Source organism: Burkholderia sp. AU6039 (genome assembly GCF_002223365.1).
Classification (GTDB): domain Bacteria; phylum Pseudomonadota; class Gammaproteobacteria; order Burkholderiales; family Burkholderiaceae; genus Burkholderia.
Map to the genome: position 1 here is coordinate 1 of NZ_NKFK01000049.1, position 19,559 is coordinate 19,559.

Sequence of the window (19,559 nt, forward strand, 5' to 3'; positions counted from 1 at the left end):
TCTACGCCGATCGCGGTTACGACTCCGAGCGACATCGACGCGCGTTGCGCGATCGCGGTATCGAGCCGGTGATCGCCAAGCGCCGTACCGAACATGGCAGCGGCCTTGGCAAATATCGCTGGGTCGTCGAGCGCACGCATGCCTGGCTGCATCACTTCCGTCGTCTCCGTATTCGTTTCGAGCGCCGTGCTGACATTCACGGCGCGTTCCTCAAACTCGGTTGCGGCCTGATCTGCTGGAATACCCTCCGGCGCGCCGAACAGCCTTTATGAAACCGTCTCTTAGAACACTAACCGGGCGAATTCGTGTTCCGCTTTAATCGGCGTACGTCTTGTTCGCGTGCCTCGTGTTCCACCGTCTTCGCGAACAGGCTGCGCAAGCAGCCCCGATTACCTATCGCCATATCGCAAAAAGAACCCCACGGCGAAAAGTTTCAATTATCGAGGAACCCAATCCTTGATCGCTTGGTAGCGTTGCTGTTCGTCAAGTGGAGCGATCAAGTCGCGGATATCGTTCATCGCAGCCACCGGTCCCCGGCTGTCGCGAAAAACACGACGGTACAAGAGGCTATTGTAATTGTTGTCCCTGGATATAGTGATATACGATGCTGTGTGCCTCTCAGCGTAGGGCAGCATGCCAAGTATTTCATCAAGAGGTTCCCGAAAGGCGGGAATCTTGCATTGAGCTGCAAGCGCATTCTGCAGTTCGCGCATGCGATCAGACCGCATGTCGGGCCTTGCCATGGCAGGGGCGACTGAGCCTGTCGCGGCCCAGTTCTGGATGATGGCTGGCTTTGCACCACTCGCCTTTCCGGAAAGTTGCGTTTTCAAGTGCATGAGAAAGATTTGTTGTTCGTTCTCAGGCATGGAGCGCAGTTTGGTTTCTATCTGGGTGCGTGCCGCCTGCCGGTCCCAGCGTGTCAGTCCGTTCACGATCTGCGTAATGCCACGGCTGATCGGTGGGGAAAACGCACGCGGCGCATCCTCGGGTTGTAATGGTAGAGAAAACGGACTAACCACCGGGGTTGCGGAATGCTGGACAGGAAACTGCGGTGTTTGGGCTGACGGCGGGGCGGAAGGTGGCAACGGTGTCAGAGTCAGGACCGGTTGCGCCTGTCCCGAGGTGCTGGCGTTCCGGGGTGCAGCAATGGTTACCTTCCTGCCTGGGTTCGCTGAATCTCGCATGCCTGCTGAGACAAGATCGAAACGTCCGTCGGCGCGTGTCCTGAAATTGACGACGAGCGAGGCGGCGCCCTGACTCGTTTCTAGCCGTTGCCCATATTGTGCACGTGTGGTCCATTGCGACGCGGGGTTGCCCAAGGTTAACGATCCGTTCTGAATGCCCGATATGACCGCCGCCGCCAGCGCTCGCTCACCGGGATCGCAGGAGTCTCGATATGCGTGGAGCCACGCGGCAGACGATCCACTTACCATGCCCGGTTGAAGCGTTGCCGGGTGCTGAACGGCTAGCCGAACAGGGGCGAGATTGCTGAACCGGCTGGCGCTGGTACGCAGTCTAGAGGATGGTACAGAATCGTTGCCGGTCTGCGAGGGTGCCAATTCGGAATAGTTGTGCCACTGACCGGAAGGATTTCCAGAGACGCGCTGATCTGACATGTTGGGAATACTCGCAAGACTGCATACATTGGCAAAAGACGCTCACTTGTACTCGCAAACATGCTTCATATATTGCATTCAAGCGAAAATAGGATCCGCTATGCGAGGCACTATGAGGTTCCCTCGGTATTTCTCCTGGACGTGACACCGAAAACAGTTCCGCCAGATCACTGATCGAGTGGTTGCGCTGTCGTGCATCCGGCGCAGTTCCTTCTGCTGCTTGACGGACAGCTTCGGTTGCTTGCCCCGAAGCTTTCCCTTCGCGCGCGCGATGGCCATTCCCTCGCGGGTGCACAGGCGGATCAGATCGGCCTCGAACTCCGCGAAGGTCGCCAGGATATTGAAGAACATCTTGCCCATCGGGTCGGTCGGGTCGTACACACGTCCACCAACAGCCAGCTTCACGCCTCGCGCGACGAGTGAATCAGCGATATCTCGTGCATCCGGCACCGAACGTGCCACCCGGTCAAGCTTCGGCACCACGAGTGTATCGCCCCGCCGCACGGCAGCCAGCGCCTTATTCAGCCTCGGACGCGCACGATGGGTGCCGGTCGGACCGCGATCCATATAGATGCGATCCGGGGCAACGCCCAGTTCCGCGAGCGCCCGTTGCTGGGCCGTCAAATCCTGTCTGTCCGTCGAGCATCGTGCATAGCCAATCAGCGACATTCGTCCTCACATCGGAGGCGACTTTCGAATGACGCATTCATTCTCATACTCGCCCTCCCGTAAATCTTGGCTCGGCAGTCGGCAATGAGTTGCCAGTTGGGGTTCGCCGTCTGCGCAAAACCAGCAAGAGTTGCTTGTCTCCTCCACGAGTCGACACCGCCGCGCCAATTCACCCCCGCGGTCTGAGATCTCACTCGATCCGCAGGGTTGGCGACGATTGCATCGGGAAACTACTTAGAAAACAACGCGCTTGCGGAAAGCATACAGAAGGGGACAGTTTTTTATACTTTCTGACATCGCGATGCCTACCACGGCAGGCATTTACCCGGATCTTCAGGAGATGTTCGATGGCAGCTGATAGATCGTCGCTCGCCCGTGCGCTCGTCTGTATGTTTGCGCTGTGCGCGGCGCAGGCGAGTTACGCACAGCCGATCTGGCTCATGACAGGCGGCACCGCCAAGTTGATCTATCTGCCGGTAATGCTCGCGGACCAACTTGGCTATTTCCGCAAGGAAGGGCTGGATGTCCGCGTGCTCTCGTCACCAGCGGGCATTGATACCTCCACAGAACTCGTCGCGGGCGCAATTCAGGGCGCGGTCGGCTACTACGACCATACCATCGGGCTGCAGAGCCGCGGCATGGACGTGCAATCTGTGATCGTACTGGGGCAATCGGCAGGTCTCGTCGAACTGGCCCACAGCACAAGCGCCATGCAGTCGATGGCCAATGCGAAAGGACGTAGGCTCGGCGTGACCGGCTTTGGTTCATCGACCTACTTCCTGACGCGGTACCTGGCAACGCGCGCAGGCGTGGCTTCTGACGCCTACGTCGTTGTGCCGCTTGCTACCGAGGGGGCCTTCGAGCAGGCGCTCTCCTCGGGTGACATCGATGCAGGCATGACGGAGGAGCCGACCGCGACCCGCCTCCTGATGCGCGGCGCGGTGCGGCCGCTCCTTGATCTGCGCAGCATGTCAGACACGCGCGCGCAGCTAGGCGGTTCATTCGTGGGGGCGTGCATCTACTTGCGCCGCGAGTGGATCGATTCTCATCCTGATGAGACGGCCCGTCTCGTGCGCGCAGTACTGACTGCTTTGCGTTTCATCCAGACTCACAATGAACAGGACATCGCGGCCGCGATGCCAGCGTCGCTCAAGGGCGGCGACCCGTCTGTCTATCTGCAGGCGTTGGCAGTCATGAAGCCGACCTTCTCGCCGACAGGTCGAATGCCCGTCGATGCGCCGTCGACCGTGCTCGCGATTCTTGCAGAAGTCGATGCCGATGTATCGCGAAGACATGTCGACCTGGCACGCACCTGGACTGACCGCTTCGTCGCGGACGTGCCGTAACAAGTGAGTCACGTTCCCAAAGCTTAACTATCTTAAAAATTCAGGAGACGTGCTCATGCGGGCCATCCAGATTCACAAGTACGGCGGTCCAGAAGTGCTGCGCCGCGTCGAGATCGATATTCCGAAACCGGGGCCAGGTGAAGTACTCGTGCGTGTCGTCACGGCAGGCATCAACTTTATGGACGTTCATACTCGGCAGGGCAAGTACCGCGATTCACGCACCTATCCCGTGCGAATTCCGTGCACGCTCGGTATGGAGGGCGCGGGCGAGGTCGTCGAGGTCGGGCCTAGCGTCTCGTCATGCCGCACGGGCGATCGGGTCGCGTGGTGCATTTCGTGGGGTGCATACGCCGACTACGCGGTGGTGCCGGCAGCGCGGCTTGCGCGAATACCCGACGGCATCGCTTATGACGTCGCGGCCGCGGCGATCTTTCAGGGTTCGACGGCGCACTATTTGCTGGAAGACGTTGCGAAACTCGAGGCGGGCATGACCTGTCTCGTGCATGCGGCGTCGGGTGGCATAGGCCAATTGCTGGTGCAGTTGGCAAAGCGGCGCGGCGCCAAGGTGTTTGCGACGACCAGCACGGCCGAGAAGGCGGCCATCGCGCGCACGCGCGGCGCGGATCATGTGCTGGCCTACGAGAACGGGGCATTCGCGGATCGCATTCGCGACCTGACCGATGGTCGAGGTGTCGACGTGGTGTTCGATGCGGTCGGCAAGACCACCTTGCGCGACAGCTTCCGCGCGACACGCGTGCGCGGGTTGGTCGTCAATTACGGCTCGGTGACCGGTCCGATGTGCGATCTTGACCCCTACGAACTCGGCGAGGCAGGCTCGTTGTTCTTGACACGCCCGCGCCTAGCCGATCACCTTGCCGATGCCGTCACCGTCCAACTGCGCGCCGACGACGTATTCGCCGCCATCGAGCAAGGCGCGCTACGTGTCGAGGTTAACGGTCGCTATACGCTGGACAACGTCGAGGAAGCGCATGCCGCGCTCGAGGAACGACGCCAGTTCGGCAAGGCCGTAATGGACATCGGCTAGACGGCGAGACTTTCCGAAGCTTTTTTCATATCCGGCGGCACGACGTCTCGCCGGTGACGCGACTCGCCCTTCCGGTCTCAGGGGACCTCCATGACACCCGAAACTCACCGTCGTTCTGAATCATCGTTTCGCGCGGTTTTCCGCGTCGTCAGCGGTAATTTCCTGGAGATGTACGACTTCACCGTTTACGCCTATTACGCGAGCGCCATCGCACACACGTTTTTTCCCGCGGAAAACGAATTCGTTTCTCTGCTGCTCGCGTTATCTGTGTTCGGCGCGGGTTTCGTCATGCGTCCGGTGGGTGCGCTTGTACTCGGCGCGTACGTTGACCGGTATGGGCGACGCAAGGGTCTGATACTGTCGTTGACGCTGATGGCCATTGGCACCGCGTGCGTGGCGTTCGTGCCGGGCTATGCGTCGATCGGGTACGCGGCCCCCGTGGTCGTGTTGCTCGGGCGCTTGTTGCAAGGCTTCTCGGCGGGGGTCGAACTGGGCAGCGTCTCAGTATATCTCGCGGAAATCGCGACGCCTGGCAAGCGAGGCTTCTTTTGCTCATGGCAATCAGGCAGCCAGCAGGTTGCTGTGATCTTCGCCGCGTCGCTTGGCGTGGTGCTCAACCAAACGCTTCCGCCGGCGGATGTGAGTGCGTGGGGCTGGCGCATTCCGTTTTTGATCGGCTGCCTGATCGTGCCGTTCCTGTTCCTGATTCGCCGCACACTGCGCGAGACAGATGAATTTGCCGCGCGCAAGCATCATCCGCGCATGCGCGAGATCATGATGTCGATGGTGCAGAACGCTGGGTTGATCGTCGCGGGCATGGGGCTAGTCGTCATGACCACGACGTCGTTTTATTTGATTACGACCTATACGCCGACCTTCGGCAAGGCAGTGCTACATCTGTCTTCGATCGATTCGCTCATTGTCACAGTGTGCGTGGGTGTGTCAAATTTGATCTGGCTGCCAATTTCCGGTGCGGTATCGGATCGCGTCGGTCGTCCGCCAATTCTGCTGGTATTTGCTGCTCTGACTATGCTGACCTCCTATCCGGTGATGCAGTGGCTCGTCGCCGCGCCGTCGTTCGAGCGCTTGCTGCTGGTGCAATTGTGGCTCTCTGTGCTATATGCATGCTATAACGGCGCAATGGTCGTCGCGCTCGCCGAGTTGATGCCCGCGGACGTGCGTACGACGGGCTTTTCGATGGCCTATAGCCTCGCCACGCTAGTGGGCGGCTTCACACCCGCCATCTCGACGACGTTGATCCATTTGACTGGCAACAAGGCCGCCCCAGGCGCCTGGATGGGCGCGGCTGCCCTATGCGGCGCGGTGGCGACACTGGTGCTTTATCGCTCGCGCGAGGCCCGCAACGGATACAGGTGGCAAAGCGCTCCCGAGCAATGAAACTTCTTCTCATCGAAGACAACCGCCAACTCGCCCACTGGCTTACCAGGACGCTGATCGACGATGGCTTCATCGTCAATCATGTACTCGATGGCGAGGCCGCCGAAGCGACGCTCGCTGGCACGCGCTACGACGTGGTGCTGCTCGACCTTAATCTTCCAGGAACATCGGGAAAGGCGATCCTGCGGTGCATGCGAGAAAACGCGAATGACACGCCAGTGCTGGTTCTGACCGCAACAGGTGATATCGGCGAGAAGGTCATCTGTCTTAGCGACGGCGCGGACGATTACGTTGTCAAACCCTTTGACGATCGCGAGCTGATCGCGCGTATCAAAGCGCTGGCACGGCGCCACGCGCCGGTGCGCTCAAATCGCATCCGCTGCGGAACATTGCTCTACGATATGGACCGACGGCAGTTCTTTGTCGGGGATGACGCGCTGTCGCTCACGCCACGCGAGCATGCGGTGCTCGAAGCGCTAATCCTGCAGACGGGCCGCACGGTATCGAAGACGGTGCTGGCCGAAGCCATCGACGACGGTGATGCGCCGCCGAGCGGTGACGCGATCGAAATCTATATCTCGCGGCTCAGAAAAAAGATTGAGAAGAGTACGGCCGCAATTATCACGCTGCGCGGGCTCGGGTACCTGCTTGAACATGAAGAGCCACAAACTTAGCCTACGCGTGCGGCTACTGCTTTGGCTTATCTTGCCAATGACGGCGTTTGGCCTGATCGCCGCGTGGGTCATGCACGCGAATGCTCGGCGCACCGCCGATCTGCTCCAAGATGAGGCGTTGTTGGCGGCGGCGCGTGTGCTGGCCGCCGATGTGCGCTGGAGCGGGGATAGCCTGGTCGCGTCTGTCTCACCGAGCACGATCCAGATCGTCGGCACACCCGAGGGCGATCAGGTGTTCTATCGCGTCGAAATTGAGGGTGGAGCGGTGATCGCCGGCACTTCGGATTTCCCGAGCAAGCGCTTGACCGGGTCGCTACAGTGGTATGACGCAAAAGTGGCCGATTTGCCGATCCGCGCTGTATCGCTCGAACGGCCGATGTACGATGATGGCCGAACCATCAAATTGCTGGTGTCAGTGGGGCGGACCCTGACGGCGCGAGATGCGTTGATCGCCTCGCTCTGGAAGCCACAGGGCGCGTACATTCTCGGCAGCATCGCCGTCGCAATTGTGTTGATCTGCGCTGGCCTGGCACACGAACTCAGGCCGCTCAATAGACTAGCCATCGCGCTTAATGCGCACCCTTTGCAAAGCCGTGCCAGAATCGACTCCTCCAATCTTCATGTCGAGTTACGGCCACTGGTCGCGGCCTTCAACGCATCGCTTGACATGATTGAGCGGCAGACCTCAACGCAGCGGCGCTTCATCGCCGACGCCGCCCACCAGATTCGCACGCCGCTCTCGGTGCTCGGATCGCAACTTCAGTATGCGCGCCGCCAGCATAGCCTCGAAGATGTGCGGAAAACACTGGGGGCAATGCATCACAGCAACCGCGCGATGGTCACATTGATCAACCAGCTTCTGATGCTCGCCCAAGCAGAATCGGCCGATTACGCGGCGTTCGAGAGCGAAGCTGTGGACTTCGAAAACCTGATCACGCGCGCTGTGGAGAAGCTTGCATTGGTGGCGAGCCGTCGAGATATTGAACTAGCCGTATCGTTCGGCGACGCGCTTGTCATCAAAGGGAGCGAATCGCTGTTGTCTGCGGCGGTGTCCAATCTTATCGACAACGCGATCCGATATTCGCCCAACGGCACGCGGGTAACCATCGAGGCAAAGCTCACAGATAGTACCCTTCACGTCAGCGTCATCGACGAAGGTCCGGGCATTCCAGTGGCACTGCGCGAGCGCGTGTTCGAACCGTTTTTTCGGGCTTCGGAAGCAGAGGGTAGCGGACTTGGTCTGACCATCGCCAAAGAAATAGTGCGGGCACATGGCGGAACGGTCACCATCAGCGAAGCATCGCCGGCACGGGGAGCGAAGATAAGTCTGATTTTCAGATTGTGAAAGCGAACGATACGTACCGGAAATGAACCGCATCGGGAATCGTTGAGTGGGTTGGTTTAAATGCGGCTAACACAACCGACACATCAAGCTACTGCGCCCGTAGCGGCCCAATCTAAAAATTTGATCATTTTTTATATCGACTAAAATCCTAGCAATGATAAATTAAAATGCCGTAGTCTATCTCTGAAACTCACCGACGGATAATAGACGAACGAAAAGGAGTGCGACCTAGTCTACGTCAATGGCGAAGTCGAAGGTTTTTGGAGAGAAGGGGCAGATGGCTCACGTCAAAGGCCGCGCCGACCGAAAGCCTGTGGGGTTCGCTGAAGGTCGCACGATTGCACTTCGCGACACGGCGTGCTGCGACAAATGAAATCGTCGACTGGCTTGGTTTTACAATTCCCGCCGACTGTATTTCACATTAGGCTACGTCAGCCCTATGAGGTTCGAGAAGAATTGGGCCGCCGGTCAGCGCGGGCAAGCGGCCTGATCGCCTCGACTATGGGATTCGTGAAACAGGGGCAAGGTCAGGAGCCCATAAGCGAACTGTCTGCGCGGCTCGGGGTGAGTCGCAAGTTCGTCTACGCGCAAAAGGACAAGGCGAGCGAGGCGCTCGATGACGCGTTCTGTTCAGCCGTAGCCGATGACGAGGTGCTGTTCCAGTTGCCGGTTACCCGGACCTGGCTGCGCCAGGTGATGGTCGGGCTACCGCTGATCTGCCGCAGTTCGTATCGCGGCGTGGTTGAGTTTATGCGCGATCTGCTGGGCGTGACGGTCGGCGTGGGCAGCGTGCTGAGGTGCTGCACGCTGTCGCGCAGCAGGCCGGGGCGATCAACCGGGAGCAGGACCTCTCGGGCATTCGCGTGGGCCTGCATGACGAGATCTTCCACGGTGATCGCCCGGTGCTGGCCGGCGTCGATGCGGATTCGACCTACTGTTACCTGCTGGCCGCCGAGGACCACCGCGATGGTGACACGTGGGGCGTGCGCCTGCTCGATGCCGAGCAGCAGGGGCTCGCATCCGAGTACACGATTGCCGATGCGGGCCAGGGCCTGCGCGCCGGGCAGCGGGCTGCCTGGGGTGAGACACCCTGCCACGGCGATGTGTTCCATATCCAGCGCCAGTGCGAGACGCTCGCCAACACCCTGAAGCGGCTGGCCGTGGGGGCGCGCTCGCAACGCCTGAAGCTCCAGGCGCGGGTGAGCCGGCCGGGCAGGCGTGGCCGCGCCCGGCACGACGGCCGGCGGCTGCGCCGGGCGCGCGAAGCTGAAATGCGGGCGCAGGCCCTGGCGTGCGATATCCGTACGCTCGCCCAATGGCTGGGCCACGACATCCTCGCGCTGGCCGGGCCGCCGCTGTCCGTTCGCGAGGAGCTGTTCGACTTCGTAGTCGAACAGTTGCGTGAGCGCGAGCGCCACGATACGCGCGCATCTGCCCGTTGCGCGTGGCCCTGCATAACCAGCGCGATGACCTGCTCGCGTTCGCCGGCGTACTCGACCGCAAACTCGCGGCGATCGCCCAGGCCAGTGGCGTGTCCGAGGAGGCCGTGCGCGCTGCATGCCTGCTGCATCGCAAGCCGTCCACCTCGCCTGCGTACTGGCAGGGATGGGGGCGTCTGCGCGCGAAGCTGGGCAAGGCATTGCACGCGGTGTTCGCCGCCGTGTCAGACGCGATGAAGCACACGCCTCGCAGCAGTTCGCTCGTGGAGAACCTCAATTCGCGACTACGCAACTACTTCACCCTACGCCGCCATCTGGGCGCGCCGTATCTCGAGCTGCTGCGCTTCTTCCTGAATCACCGCCGCTTCGTGCGTAGCTGTCGCGCCGAACGCCAGGGCAAGAGCCCGCGCGAACTGATGACCGGTCAATCCCACCCGCACTGGCTCACCCTGCTCGGCCTCGGCGAACCGCAATCCCGTCAGGGCTGAGCGCAGCGGTCAATCCCCCCGATCCGATTCGCATTGCTTATCTAAACGCCACCCTCATGCGCGTCGGGAATCTGCTCGTCTGTGTTACCCCAAAAAGGCCGTTTCCGAACCACGCCTGGCTTCGTATTTGTGCACGTTGATGCGCGTTGGCGCCGGCGCGGCGGCGGCGCTCTCCTATATTACCGGACAGGATGCAAGCAGAGCCTGTACCCCATTCAACGACGGGAGTGCCCGAAATGTCCACGACGATCAACATCATCACGAGCAGCCAGCCGGATTCGACGAACTTCTCCCCAACGAACGCCAACCGCTCCGCTGTGAGCGACGCGCCAGACGGTGCCACCAACGGGTTCACGACCGAGCCCGGTCAGTTTGCGGCGATCGTCAAACGTTCGGCCAACGGAGGCGACGACTCGCAAGGGGCTGGTCAGAGCATCACGATCTCGCTGCCGAAGGATCAGGCGTACAACTCCGCGTACAACCCTGATGTTTACGGAAGCAAAGGCCAGCCTGCGAAAACCATCACGATCAATATCGACGACGATGCGGCGCAGGGTAATGCCGATAACACGTCTACCGCGAAGTCTGACCGCTCTCCCAACGGTACGGTGAACATTCGGAACAATGGAGGCGCCGATGGCCAGGGGCTCCATCCGGTCAAGCTGAGCTCGGACAAAGGCACGGTCCAGGTTCTGGAGGACAGCAAGGGCAACCTGTACGACAAGAGTGGCAAGAGCATCGGCAAAAAAGAAACGGTGAACGGCGAGCCCAAGTACGTATTCGACAGCGGCAAGAGCGAGGCGGCCACGGTTCTCTCGACAGGCGGGACGAACGGCAAACATCAGCCGTCGGGGCGCCAGACGTTCGGCCCGGGCGAACTGACCGCGTCGGCTGGCGATTTGCGCGGCAGCAAGGGGGAGAAGGACGACCTCGAGGCCACCGGCGAAATCGAGCAGATCTCGCAATCTGGCTCCGTCCACACGAACGGCCAGACGGTCATCGTCTGACACGCACACGTCGTTCGGGCTGACGACGGAGGCCGACGCCGGGTGTTCCTTGCATCGCGACAGGCGCGGCACACCCGGCTGCGGAAAATAGACGACAGGCATGAAACAACTCGTTCTGGATCGAACTGACGATGTGATGCGGTTTGTCGCATCACTGACCGGAGAGGAAAGCTATCCGACTTATGACGACGCGATCGGTCTGGAGCGGGACGGGGAACTGGTCGCCGGCGTGCTGTATCAGGCCTACAACGGGCCCAGCATCGTGATGCACGTGGCCGTGTCGGGGTCCCCGCATGTCATTACACCTGGATTCATTTGTGCGGCATTCCGCTTTCCGTTCATTCTTCTGCGCTGCAACCGGATCAGCGGCTACGTTCGCGCCGACAACCTCGCCGCGCAGAGACTGGACGAACATCTGGGTTTCAAGCGCGAAGGCGTGATTCGTGAAGGCGCATCCGACCGAACCGACTTCATTCTCTACGGGATGCTCAAGCATGAGTGCCGCTTCCTTGACGGTCGTTACCTCGAGGCGATGAATCGCGAGTTGGCCTAGCCGGATGCCGTCTCATCCGCGAGCGGCGACGGCTGGTCGATTCGATGCCTTCCGCCGGCAGTGCGTTCGGCGAAATGCGTGATCGTTTGTCATGTGCAGGCGAGTCAATGCCGATCCGCGCCCCCGCGACTGCGGGCTTGCAGGACACCACGCGCGCTTGCAATAGTCAGGTACCTTGCGATGCCTCAGCCATATCCACTTTCTCGATCGGACACCGTCACCCGACATACCGATCGGGATGACGAAAACGACATCGCGCGGGCCGATGCAGGGCGAAGTGTCGACGACGCCATGTCGATTCTGCGCACCCTGATCGATGGGCGCGGCGCGGAACTGAAGGATGCGGCGGGTGGCAGGCCCGGGCAGGGAGAGGTGGCCGGGGCCACGGATGGTCACGTGCCGGGGCAGGGGCTGCCGCGCCGGGCCATGCCCGGTACGACAGGCGTGCGCGGGGGCGGCGCGCAATGGCCGACGCGGGTCATGCCCGGCGTGCTTGCTGGGATGGCGGGCATGCCGCCCGAGGCTGGCGTTGTCCCGTTCGTCGGCGGCGACACGACGCCGGACAGCACAGGGGAAAACGAGGTAGCAGGCTTCGCGCCCCCGACACAGCAGCAGGCCGCGACTTCATGCGCGACGCAGCCAGGCCTGATGGAACCCGGTCAAGCGTCATCGTTTGCTCCGATTTCGTTTCCCGGCCCTGCAACCCCGAATGCGGTGGTGGATGTACGGGCTGCCGTCGGAGACGGGAGCCGGCCGAGCGTCGTGCCTGTTCCCGAAGCGACGGCAGGCGAGCCGATGCCAGCGCTGGAATACTCGCCGACTGATCTGCCGGCGTTCACCGCGAATGCCGTTCAGCGAGCGAGGCAGGCACGGACCCTGTTGCCGCCTGCGCCTCCCGGCGCACGCGCATCTGTCGATTCAAACAGGGGTATTCCGCTGCGCATCCGTCCAGCGGAAACCACGATTACCGAAGCGAAGCGGACGATGGCCCGTTTTGCCGGTGCGTCGGCCCGGCGCGTCGAAGCTTTAACGTCGACCGCGGGGCGTGTGTTGTCGAAGCACGTCGCCGCATTTCCCGGCCTGCGCGCCACCGGCGCGAGCACGGCCGAACGCAGCGGGATATCGACGCCGGACCGGTCTTCCTCCGAAACCGCCATTGCAAGCAGCAGCGAAGCGGACGCGTCGGCCGCGGCATCGGGCAACGAAGCCGCGGGCGTCGTGAGCGTGGCCCGGTTCGTCGCGCAGGCGCGCGAATGGCTGGGCGAGCAACGGACACGCGCACCGGCGAATGCTTGTGGGCGCCACCGTGGCTTGCGTTGCCGCCTGTACTGTCGCGCGGGATGCATGCGGCGCGGTACGTGATCGCGACTGCCCTCGTGGTTATTCAACCGAATCTTTCAACTTGCCTATCCGACATGAAAATCAATGGAATGCGAAGCCTGCCGATCGTGCTGCTGGGCGCCATGCTGCTCGCGGGCTGCAACACCGCATCGCAGTCGTCGGCGAACGAGGAGCCCGAATTTCCCGATCCGGGCACGGCCTGGGTCATCGGCGGCGTCTATGCCGACGTAAAAAACCTCAGGCAGATCGTACCGGGGCTCACTGAGAATCAGGTGTATCTGCTGATTCGTGAGCCGCACTTCAGCGAGGGGTCGTACGGCGTGCGAGCGTGGAACTACGTCTTCAGAATCCGGACCGGGGGGGATGCCGCGTACATGACGTGCCAGTACCAGGTGCGGTTCGACAAGCAGCGGATCGTCCAGGCGACCTACTGGCGCGATCCGGCATGCGCGCGATATGTGATGTGACGCGTATTCGCGACGCGGGCCCGCTCGGGCATCGCTTGTGCAGTTTGTCGTAACGACACCGATCCTGCCGGCCCGACGCTGCACCTCGACGGAGATAACCCATGCGCTTTGCCCTTGCCGGCTTCGACATGTTTCATGGCGTGCTCGACACGCTCGTGAGTGCGGGATGGACGCCCGTGTCCCTGTTCAGCTTCGTCACCGACGATCAGGTCAACTCGAACGCCGAGATCGTTTCGTATGCGACGAGCCATCGTCTGCCGCTGCAGATGTCACGGATCGACGAGGCGGCGCTGCGTGCGCTGCGCGATCTCGACTGCGACGTGCTGGTCGTCGCCGGATACGGCTGGAAGATCCCGGACTGGACGCCCTATGTGCGGCACGCAATCAATTTTCATCCGGCGCCGCTGCCGGACGCGCGCGGTCCTTATCCGCTGACGCGCGCGATCCAGGATGGCCACCGGGAATGGGCGGTGACCTGCCATTGCATCTCGAGCGGGTTCGATTCAGGCGACGTTCTCGCACAAGAGCGTTTTGCGCTCGCGGCCGACGAGTGTCACGAGAGCCTGCAGCTCAAGGTACAGATGGCCGGGCGCAGGCTGGCGCGGCAGATCGCGTACCGCTTCGATGCATTGTGGGCCGCGCGCACGCCGCAAGCGGACGGCAACTACTGGCCGAAACCGACCGATGCCGACCGCACGCTCGATTTCACGCGGCCGCTGAACGAGGTCCTGGCAAACGTCAGGGCATACGGATTGCACGAATGCATCGCAAACCTGGGCGGTGGCGTGCTCTATGTGCGGCGTGCCATCGGCTGGCACGAACAGCATGCCTGCGAGCCGGGCACGATCGCGCATGTCTATCGGCGCTGGTTTGTTGTTGCGGTACCGGATGGCTTTGTCGCCTTGATCGAATGGAGTGCGATCAATCTGTTTCAGCGGGCGAATATCGGGCCGTAGTCGCATCAGGGCGGCGGCCCGCCCCTTTGGGCGGCGCGCGTGACGAACGGCGCGGCTGATGGGTCACGCTCGCAGCCACAGAAATTCACCCGATGCGATGCCCTCGAACATTTCATCGCTCGATTCGATGATGTTCTGGCGCCAGTAGCGACCGTGCTCAGCATAGTGACACATCAGGTCCGCGAGGTCTGCTCCGCCGAAGTACGGATCGAAGGGCAGCCGGATGATCAGGATGATCGAGCCGGTGTCGGCGTCGACGCCGAGTTGCGCCTGATCCTGTGCATAGATCAGCAGGTTCGCTTCCAACATCAACCGGAAAACGACCAGGGTGCGGCCCGCCGTGACGGCGCCGAAGTGGAAGTTCGCGTAGATCGCATCCTGGTCACGCTCGACGTGCAGGAAGCGCACCTCGAACCCCTCGACCTCGACTACCCCTGTTTCCTGAATGTATTCGATGTCGTGAAGACCGACGACCTCGCAGAACTCCGCGACGAGATCGAGATAGCGGGGATCGCTCATGAGCATGAAGGCGACAACCGGCAAATACAGAGGCCGGCACGGCGACGCTCGGTGCGTCGGACCGTGCCGGCGTAGGTGATGCCATGCGACATCAGGATCGGGCCATCACTTCGACGAGGCCTTTTCCATTCCTTCGCAAGCGGATTTGATCGAATTGGTGGCCGTCGTGGCGGCAGACGACACGGCAGCATTTGCCCCGAGGACCGCTTGCGATTGGACGTTTGCCGCCGTCATGGCAGTGTTTGCTGCTGTCGCTTGTTCGATGGCTGCCGTTGCTGCTCCTGTCGATCCACCCATTGCTAGTGGTGCTGCCATGATGTTTCTCCTTGATTAGTGATGCTGCGGATAACCTGCCCTCATGCGGACGATCGCCGCCATCGAGCAGAATTGAAACGACTACATGCGCCGGATCTGCTGGATCACGCGCGCTGCTGCAAGCAGGCCGCGATAGAGCGTCGCACGATTTCGATTGTCGGCCTCGGAACCCGGCGCTGCGTTGTTCACGTTCTCTGCAACGTCGAAGAGCGCGTGCCGGATGTGCTCGATCGTCGGTGCCGCATTGGGATCCTTGACGAGCGACGAGAGGCTGTCGAACTGCTTTGCATAAGGTGCGATCGGATCGTACATGTCACTGGTCCTGTTGCGAGTCCACGGAAAATCACGAGTTCGGTATGGGAGGGGTGGATCCGGCCGATGTGGACGGAGACGCCGGCATTCTGTTCGGCGACGTGGCGCTGCGTGCGGTCGTGTCGTCATCGACAGACGACGCCGCCACGTCCGTCGCGCCGGATGCCGGCGCGGCATCGGCGGGAACCTCCACGGCGTAGATGTGTTTGACGCCATCCGGTGTCTGCGTGTACTGCACGGAGTCGGATGACACGATCTCCGAGAACTGGCCGGTCACCGGCGCGGCGTGGCCCGGATTCTCCGTGACCTGGACGTCGAGCCGGCGGATGTTCGAATCTAGGTCGGCACGCAGGCGCGTGACGGCCTTGTCGACGGCGTCCTTGCTGTCGACGGCGCCGGTGATCGCGAAGTCGCCGTTGCCGAGATACTTGACGTGCACGCCCGCGATGCCGAGCGAATCCTCGATGCTGTGCACCGCATTTTGCGCGACGTCGTAGCTGCGCACGATGTCCCTCGGCGCGATCTTCGCGAGTGTTGATTTCACGAGTTGATCGTCGGACAGGTTGGGGACCATGCCTGTGACGACGCTCGTATTGCCGACCGTGCGTACCTGAAGCTCGGTCATGTGTGCTGCCGCAAGCGCCTCCTGGATGCGCGTCGTCCGATAGGCGGGGCCGTGGCGCAACGCGGCTTCGCTAGCGGGCGCGGTGGTGAGCAGGACGGCTGCGCCCGCGACGGTCCCGAGCACGACGCAGGTGCCGAGCGCGCCATAGTAGCGCCAGCGCTTTTTGCGTTCGACGTCGACGGGCCGGATCAGCAGCGTCGCCAACAGATCGAGATCCGATGGCCACGTCACGTCGTCCGGCCCGATGCACAGGATCGTGTCGCCGAACTGCATCGGAGCGAAATCCACGAGGATCACCGTTTCGCCGGCCGGTACTACGATTGCGTTGCTGCTTTTTTCTGCGACCGGGGGCTCGGCCGGGACGTCCGCATACGTGGTCGCGCGCACGACCCCCGAAGTATCGATGTCAAGCATCACGTCGGCGGACTTCCAGTCCATCAGGCGAATGTCGGCATCGGCGCCGCCGTGAACCGCATGCCGCCCCGGCGCAAGCTGCAGCGTCGCGCCGGCGTGGAATCCCGTCAGTATTCGTAGCTGTTTCATCACGAGGCTGGTGATCTCAGGGTTGCATGTGGAATCCGTGTCGTCGTTTCTGCCGCTCACGAATTGCCGATTACCGGGTAAATATAGATGGCGAACGTGCAGTATCGATGCGGAATGCGAACACTTCGCGCTTTGAGCGAAGTATCGGTGCCGGCGCGTGCCGCGAGGTGCGTGACCGGTACTTGCCGTGCGGACGTTCGTGCCGGCCGCCATGACTATCGCTGGAGCACGCGCAGCGTATCCAGTGCGCATGCGCACTGGCGCGGCGTTCGCGGACGGTCGAACTGACGCAGCAGCAAACCGGCCAGCAGATTGAAGTGGCGTGCCGAGTCCGGCAGCCTGGGCGTGCCGTTCGCATCGTTCGGTCGCGGTACGGCGTGCGCGCGCAACATCTCGAGACTGGATTCGGGCAGTGCCACGCCGGCTTGCTGCAGGCCCAGCCAGCGTGCCGACCAAGCGTGTATGCGCGCGGCGCGCCGGGCGTCGGGCTGCGCGTTCGAATCGGTCAGCAAGTCGAGCAGCTCGCGCGTGTATTGGTCGCGCAGCGTCAATGGATCGGCAGCCGGGTCGACCGGCGGCAGCTCATGCTCATGGCGATGCGCAGTCGGGGCGATGACGGGCCGGCGTCCCTCGGCCTTAAACGTGACGGCGGGTGTCACGTCGGATGCGTCCTTCTGTCCGTCATGCGAATCTTCACGCCCGCGACCGCCGCCGTAATGGTGTTCGCGTTCTTCACTGACGACCTCGAATTCCTGCAGGGCATCCGCGGCGTCCGCGCCCTCCGCATCGCCTGCTGCCATTGCGGAGCGCCTGCCGCGCGCGAAGCGGCGCCGGCGCGCGAGTCGCGCCATCATGCCTTTCGTGCGCTGCGTCTGCGCGGCGCACGCTTGAGACGGTGCGCCGCCCGGTGCGAAACGCGTACCGCGATAGAGCACCGCGAATTTCGCGGCAGTCGTACGCTGCGCGCCGGCCGGCCGTTTGCGTGTCGCCGCTTGCTGGGCAATCGGCGTGAAGCGGTGCGTGATGCGTGTCATGCCGGCCCCCAGGATCAGAGCGGAAACGCGATCCGCATCATTTCGTTCGCGAACTGCAGGACCGCCGCGCAGGACAGCGGTGCAGCGATCACCAGCACGATCGTCACGGCGATCAGTTTGACCGCGAATGGCAGTGTCTGGTCCTGCAGCGACGTGACCGCCTGGACGAACGACACGGCGAGGCCGACCACGGCGGCCGCGATCACGAACGGCAACGAGACGGTGAGGCACAGCACCATGCCCTGGGTGGCGGCACGGACGAGCGAATCGACGTCCATATTGGCTCCGGTTACTTGTAGGTCAGCACGAGCCCGTGAATCAGCGTGGACCATCCGTCCATCACGACGAACAGCAGCAGCTTGAACGGGATCGCAACGTTCGTGGGCGACACCTGGTTGAGCCCCATCGACAGCAGCACGTTGGCGATGATCAGGTCGATCACGATGAACGTCACATACAGCAGGAAGCCGATCTTGAACGCGTCGGTCAGCTCGGTCAGCGTGAACGCGGGCGCGAGCACGATCAGGTCGGTCTCGCGCAGCGCTTGAGCCGCCTCCTTCGGCCACACGATCGACGCGGAGCGCAGGAAGAAGCGTTTCTCGCGCTCCTGCGTGTGCTTGATCAGGAACTGGCGAAAGGGCTCGCGCGCCGCTTCGGCGGCCTGCAACACGGCCTGGGACGATTGTGCCGCCATCGGCTGGCTGCTCAGCGTCTTGGCCGCCGTCATGCCGATGGGCGCCATCACGTAGACCGACACCAGGATCGCGATGCCGTTCAGCACCATGTTGGGCGGCACCTGCTGCACACCCAGCGCGTTGCGCAGCAGCCCGAGCACGACGACCACTTTCGCATACGAGGTCACCACCATCGCGACGAACGGCACGAGGCCGATCGCGAGGATGATCAGCATCAAGCCGGAAAGATCACTGTACTGAACCATGCTCGTGCGCCATGCGGAGGATGCGGACGCCGACGTGCTCGCCGATGCCGACCAGTTCGCCGTGGCCGATCACCTGGCCGTGGGCGATCAGCTTGAGGGTCAGCTCGGTGATCGCGGTGGGCAGCTCGATGACATAGCCGGGTGCCAGGGACGACAGCTCGTCGATCGTCAGTGCGACGGTATCGGCGACGAACTGCACCGGCAGTTCGAGTTCGCCGACTTCAACGGCATGTTCGTCGGTGTCGTGCCCGGGCTCTGGCATGCCCGGCTCGGTACTTTCGGTCATCACGGGTTCCTTCAGTAGAGTGATCGTTCGAGCGTGCAACGCCACGGCAACGCGGCAGTGCATGAGTCCGGCGTTGCCCCACGACGCAAACGCGACGTGACGTTGCGCGCCGTCCGGTGCGTCATGCATCGCTTGCAGCCACGCTGCATCGAGTGCGCGCAGCAGGATGTCGCCGCTTCGCAGGCTCCGCAACGCGTCGACGGACAGCCGCTTGGTGCCGAGCACGAGACTGCCGGGCAGACGCAGTGCCGTACCGAAACGCGCGGGGCGTGCGGTGCGGGACAGGCAAGCGTCCAGCCATTCGACGCAGCGGCCCGGCAACCGGGCGACGACGTCGTGCCGCCGGCCGTGCAGCGCGAGCGACAGCGCGACGGTCACGTCTTGCGGGCGCGCACCCTGCAACACGCCGCGCCGTACCGCAACGACCTGCACGCGTTTCAGGCCGAGTGTGGCAAGACAATCCAGCAGGGGACCGCACAGCACGTTGGCGACGGCGTTACGCAGCGTCAGGTCCGCGCCGGTGCGCCCGTCGGCTGCCTGTTCCACCGACCACGCGCAGATCGACAGCGCCGGGTATTGCTCGAGATCGATCAGCAGGTGTGCGCTTGCCGGACCGGCGGGCGTGTCGAACCGCAATTCAG

At 62.4% G+C, this 19,559-nt stretch carries 23 protein-coding genes and 1 pseudogene; 13 read left to right on the plus strand and 11 right to left on the minus strand.

The genetic code is table 11. The features are described from left to right. Positions 1-272: transposase (locus CFB39_RS38595; RefSeq protein ID WP_144030408.1), on the plus strand; the 272-nt coding region annotated here is incomplete at its 5' end. A gap of 165 nt (positions 273-437) precedes the next feature. Here CFB39_RS38595 and CFB39_RS40010 read toward each other — a convergent pair. Next, positions 438-1,319: a hypothetical protein gene (locus CFB39_RS40010; protein ID WP_144030409.1), complete on the minus strand. Its 882-nt coding sequence runs from the start codon at positions 1,317-1,319 to the stop codon at positions 438-440. A 375-nt stretch (positions 1,320-1,694) separates the two neighbouring features. Beyond that, complete coding sequence (locus CFB39_RS38600) at positions 1,695-2,285, minus strand: recombinase family protein (RefSeq protein WP_218829823.1); 591 nt, start codon at positions 2,283-2,285, stop codon at positions 1,695-1,697. 347 nt (positions 2,286-2,632) lie between these two features. Between CFB39_RS38600 and CFB39_RS38605 the strand changes: the two genes are divergently transcribed. The 6 genes and pseudogenes from CFB39_RS38605 to CFB39_RS38630 form a co-directional block, all read left to right on the plus strand. Next, entirely contained in the window at positions 2,633-3,631 is a 999-nt protein-coding gene (locus CFB39_RS38605; protein WP_089476969.1) for an ABC transporter substrate-binding protein, read from the plus strand. Between the two features lie 55 nt (positions 3,632-3,686). Then, positions 3,687-4,676, plus strand: a complete 990-nt coding sequence (locus CFB39_RS38610; RefSeq protein ID WP_089476970.1) for a quinone oxidoreductase — start codon at positions 3,687-3,689, stop codon at positions 4,674-4,676. Positions 4,677-4,766: 90 nt separating this feature from the next. Then, positions 4,767-6,074: an MFS transporter gene (locus tag CFB39_RS38615; RefSeq protein ID WP_089476971.1), complete on the plus strand. Its 1,308-nt coding sequence runs from the start codon at positions 4,767-4,769 to the stop codon at positions 6,072-6,074. Further along, a complete protein-coding gene (locus tag CFB39_RS38620) occupies positions 6,071-6,748 on the plus strand; it encodes a response regulator transcription factor (RefSeq protein ID WP_089476972.1) in 678 nt (225 codons plus the stop codon). Before CFB39_RS38615 ends, CFB39_RS38620 begins: the two co-directional genes overlap by 4 nt. Further along, positions 6,729-8,093: a sensor histidine kinase gene (locus CFB39_RS38625; protein WP_089476973.1), complete on the plus strand. Its 1,365-nt coding sequence runs from the start codon at positions 6,729-6,731 to the stop codon at positions 8,091-8,093. Before CFB39_RS38620 ends, CFB39_RS38625 begins: the two co-directional genes overlap by 20 nt. A gap of 296 nt (positions 8,094-8,389) precedes the next feature. Beyond that, positions 8,390-8,583 (plus strand): annotated as a pseudogene (locus tag CFB39_RS38630) (IS3 family transposase); the annotation flags it as partial. Between the two features lie 91 nt (positions 8,584-8,674). Here CFB39_RS38630 and CFB39_RS38635 read toward each other — a convergent pair. Continuing rightward, positions 8,675-9,511: a hypothetical protein gene (locus tag CFB39_RS38635; protein WP_089476974.1), complete on the minus strand. Its 837-nt coding sequence runs from the start codon at positions 9,509-9,511 to the stop codon at positions 8,675-8,677. A 20-nt stretch (positions 9,512-9,531) separates the two neighbouring features. Between CFB39_RS38635 and CFB39_RS38640 the strand changes: the two genes are divergently transcribed. The 6 genes from CFB39_RS38640 to CFB39_RS38660 all read left to right on the plus strand — a co-directional run bounded on the left by CFB39_RS38640 (position 9,532) and on the right by CFB39_RS38660 (position 14,344). Continuing rightward, positions 9,532-10,020, plus strand: coding sequence for a hypothetical protein (locus tag CFB39_RS38640; protein WP_089476975.1), 489 nt, complete (start codon positions 9,532-9,534; stop codon positions 10,018-10,020). Positions 10,021-10,256: 236 nt separating this feature from the next. Continuing rightward, positions 10,257-11,027 (plus strand): hypothetical protein, encoded by a 771-nt coding sequence (locus CFB39_RS38645; protein ID WP_089476976.1) that lies wholly within the window; start codon positions 10,257-10,259, stop codon positions 11,025-11,027. A 100-nt stretch (positions 11,028-11,127) separates the two neighbouring features. Continuing rightward, entirely contained in the window at positions 11,128-11,580 is a 453-nt protein-coding gene (locus CFB39_RS38650) for a GNAT family N-acetyltransferase (RefSeq protein ID WP_089476977.1), read from the plus strand. A 180-nt stretch (positions 11,581-11,760) separates the two neighbouring features. After that, on the plus strand, positions 11,761-12,942 hold the full coding sequence (locus tag CFB39_RS40015) for a hypothetical protein (RefSeq protein WP_144030410.1): 1,182 nt from the start codon (positions 11,761-11,763) through the stop codon (positions 12,940-12,942). A gap of 53 nt (positions 12,943-12,995) precedes the next feature. Beyond that, positions 12,996-13,388: an outer membrane protein assembly factor BamE gene (locus CFB39_RS38655; protein ID WP_179257819.1), complete on the plus strand. Its 393-nt coding sequence runs from the start codon at positions 12,996-12,998 to the stop codon at positions 13,386-13,388. A gap of 176 nt (positions 13,389-13,564) precedes the next feature. Beyond that, complete coding sequence (locus tag CFB39_RS38660) at positions 13,565-14,344, plus strand: methionyl-tRNA formyltransferase (RefSeq protein WP_256991571.1); 780 nt, start codon at positions 13,565-13,567, stop codon at positions 14,342-14,344. 63 nt (positions 14,345-14,407) lie between these two features. Here the strand turns inward: CFB39_RS38660 and CFB39_RS38665 are convergent, their stop codons facing one another. From CFB39_RS38665 to sctQ, 8 genes are all read right to left on the minus strand, one after another. Then, a complete protein-coding gene (locus tag CFB39_RS38665) occupies positions 14,408-14,863 on the minus strand; it encodes a CesT family type III secretion system chaperone (RefSeq protein WP_089477016.1) in 456 nt (151 codons plus the stop codon). 105 nt (positions 14,864-14,968) lie between these two features. Then, positions 14,969-15,178 carry a hypothetical protein gene (locus CFB39_RS40020; RefSeq protein WP_144030411.1) on the minus strand — a complete coding sequence of 70 codons (210 nt, stop codon included), beginning with the start codon at positions 15,176-15,178 and terminating at the stop codon, positions 14,969-14,971. Positions 15,179-15,259: 81 nt separating this feature from the next. Beyond that, a complete protein-coding gene (locus tag CFB39_RS38670) occupies positions 15,260-15,490 on the minus strand; it encodes a hypothetical protein (protein WP_089476980.1) in 231 nt (76 codons plus the stop codon). Positions 15,491-15,521: 31 nt separating this feature from the next. Then, positions 15,522-16,871: a secretion protein gene (locus CFB39_RS38675; protein WP_144030412.1), complete on the minus strand. Its 1,350-nt coding sequence runs from the start codon at positions 16,869-16,871 to the stop codon at positions 15,522-15,524. 2 nt (positions 16,872-16,873) lie between these two features. Beyond that, positions 16,874-17,512, minus strand: a complete 639-nt coding sequence (locus CFB39_RS38680; RefSeq protein WP_144030413.1) for a hypothetical protein — start codon at positions 17,510-17,512, stop codon at positions 16,874-16,876. A gap of 194 nt (positions 17,513-17,706) precedes the next feature. Continuing rightward, positions 17,707-17,970 carry a type III secretion system export apparatus subunit SctS gene (gene sctS / locus CFB39_RS38685; RefSeq protein ID WP_089476983.1) on the minus strand — a complete coding sequence of 88 codons (264 nt, stop codon included), beginning with the start codon at positions 17,968-17,970 and terminating at the stop codon, positions 17,707-17,709. Between the two features lie 11 nt (positions 17,971-17,981). After that, complete coding sequence (gene sctR, locus CFB39_RS38690) at positions 17,982-18,632, minus strand: type III secretion system export apparatus subunit SctR (RefSeq protein WP_089476984.1); 651 nt, start codon at positions 18,630-18,632, stop codon at positions 17,982-17,984. Next, the gene (gene sctQ, locus CFB39_RS38695; protein WP_179257820.1) at positions 18,616-19,554 is read right to left on the minus strand and encodes a type III secretion system cytoplasmic ring protein SctQ; all 939 of its coding nucleotides are present in this window, start codon (positions 19,552-19,554) and stop codon (positions 18,616-18,618) included. Before sctQ ends, sctR begins: the two co-directional genes overlap by 17 nt. Positions 19,555-19,559: the final 5 nt, after the last annotated feature.

Excerpts from the sequence above, each read along its gene's own strand:
- CFB39_RS38600 (WP_218829823.1), bottom strand. The coding sequence starts at position 2,285 with ATGTCGCTGATTGGCTATGCACGATGCTCGACGGACAGACAGGATTTG.
- CFB39_RS38605 (WP_089476969.1), top strand. The coding sequence starts at position 2,633 with ATGGCAGCTGATAGATCGTCGCTCGCCCGTGCGCTCGTCTGTATGTTT.
- CFB39_RS38610 (WP_089476970.1), top strand. The coding sequence starts at position 3,687 with ATGCGGGCCATCCAGATTCACAAGTACGGCGGTCCAGAAGTGCTGCGC.
- CFB39_RS38615 (WP_089476971.1), top strand. The coding sequence starts at position 4,767 with ATGACACCCGAAACTCACCGTCGTTCTGAATCATCGTTTCGCGCGGTT.
- CFB39_RS38620 (WP_089476972.1), top strand. The coding sequence starts at position 6,071 with ATGAAACTTCTTCTCATCGAAGACAACCGCCAACTCGCCCACTGGCTT.
- CFB39_RS38625 (WP_089476973.1), top strand. The coding sequence starts at position 6,729 with ATGAAGAGCCACAAACTTAGCCTACGCGTGCGGCTACTGCTTTGGCTT.
- CFB39_RS38645 (WP_089476976.1), top strand. The coding sequence starts at position 10,257 with ATGTCCACGACGATCAACATCATCACGAGCAGCCAGCCGGATTCGACG.
- CFB39_RS38650 (WP_089476977.1), top strand. The coding sequence starts at position 11,128 with ATGAAACAACTCGTTCTGGATCGAACTGACGATGTGATGCGGTTTGTC.
- CFB39_RS40015 (WP_144030410.1), top strand. The coding sequence starts at position 11,761 with ATGCCTCAGCCATATCCACTTTCTCGATCGGACACCGTCACCCGACAT.
- CFB39_RS38655 (WP_179257819.1), top strand. The coding sequence starts at position 12,996 with ATGAAAATCAATGGAATGCGAAGCCTGCCGATCGTGCTGCTGGGCGCC.
- CFB39_RS38665 (WP_089477016.1), bottom strand. The coding sequence starts at position 14,863 with ATGAGCGATCCCCGCTATCTCGATCTCGTCGCGGAGTTCTGCGAGGTC.
- CFB39_RS40020 (WP_144030411.1), bottom strand. The coding sequence starts at position 15,178 with ATGGCAGCACCACTAGCAATGGGTGGATCGACAGGAGCAGCAACGGCA.
- CFB39_RS38670 (WP_089476980.1), bottom strand. The coding sequence starts at position 15,490 with ATGTACGATCCGATCGCACCTTATGCAAAGCAGTTCGACAGCCTCTCG.
- CFB39_RS38675 (WP_144030412.1), bottom strand. The coding sequence starts at position 16,871 with ATGGCGGCCGGCACGAACGTCCGCACGGCAAGTACCGGTCACGCACCT.
- CFB39_RS38680 (WP_144030413.1), bottom strand. The coding sequence starts at position 17,512 with ATGATGGCGCGACTCGCGCGCCGGCGCCGCTTCGCGCGCGGCAGGCGC.
- sctS (WP_089476983.1), bottom strand. The coding sequence starts at position 17,970 with ATGGACGTCGATTCGCTCGTCCGTGCCGCCACCCAGGGCATGGTGCTG.
- sctR (WP_089476984.1), bottom strand. The coding sequence starts at position 18,632 with ATGGTTCAGTACAGTGATCTTTCCGGCTTGATGCTGATCATCCTCGCG.